1 protein-coding gene is annotated in these 844 nt (G+C 64.9%); it reads right to left on the bottom strand.

Annotated elements, in window-relative coordinates:
- Positions 1-822, bottom strand: an 822-nt coding sequence (locus GOB86_RS15615; protein ID WP_165993576.1) for a MotA/TolQ/ExbB proton channel family protein, incomplete at its 3' end; no start/stop codon positions are given.
- Positions 823-844: the final 22 nt, after the last annotated feature.

The raw sequence follows: 844 nt of genomic DNA, 5'->3' as shown, positions 1-844 counted from the left end.
ACCCACGGGTCCTGCCACCTTGTCGATGGATGCCTGACCGGCAATGCCGATGGCGGTCAGCGCGTGGTAAATACCCCACACCGTGCCGAACAGCCCGATGAACGGAGAGGTAGACCCCACGGTGCCAAGGAAGGCCAGACCTTTTTGCAGGCTGTTCTGGATGTTGTTGACCGCACGCTGGATGGACATGGAGGTCCAGCTATGCAGGTCAATGGCTTCCTGCATGGTGCCTTCATAGTGTTCGGCAGCGGTAATACCCGTATCGGCAATATAGCGGAACGGGGAGGAGGAGGAGAGTGCGGACGCCCCTTCCTGAATGCTGTGTTTGGTCCAGAAGCTTTTGGTCGCTTCCTTGGCAGCAGCAAACAGACGCCCCTGCTCGATGAACTTGGTGATCATGATGAACCATGTGCCAAGCGACATGACGAGCATGATCAGCAGCACGCCACGGGCGATAATGTCCCCATTGGACCACAGGGCGGACAGGCCATAAGGGTTGGCATCGTCCTTGGCGTCAGCCGCTGGGGCGGGAGCTTCCGCCGCTGCGGCGGCTGCCGGGGTCGGGGCGGTTGTGCCGTCGGTGGGAGCCGGGGTTGTGGCGGCGTCGGGGGCCGCAGGTGTTGCGGGGCCGGGGGCAGGTGCTACAGCGCCTTCAGCCGGGGTCGTGGCCGCGGGAGCCGCTACCGGAGCGGCGGCACCTTCAGCCGGAGCTGCCGGGGCCGGAGCCGTGGCGGCGGGGGCGGCTGCATCCTGCGCAAAGGCGGCAACGGGCGCTGCCGTGCTCATCAGCAGTGCAAGAGCCGGGGCGGCAAGACCTGACACAAAAGAACGGGGCAGTCTGCTC

Origin of the sequence: Acetobacter lambici, from assembly GCF_011516885.1 — a bacterium.
GTDB classification, from domain to species: Bacteria; Pseudomonadota; Alphaproteobacteria; order Acetobacterales; family Acetobacteraceae; genus Acetobacter; species Acetobacter lambici.
Note: the sequence above shows the minus strand (reverse complement) of the source record. Positions and strands in the feature narration are given on the sequence as shown.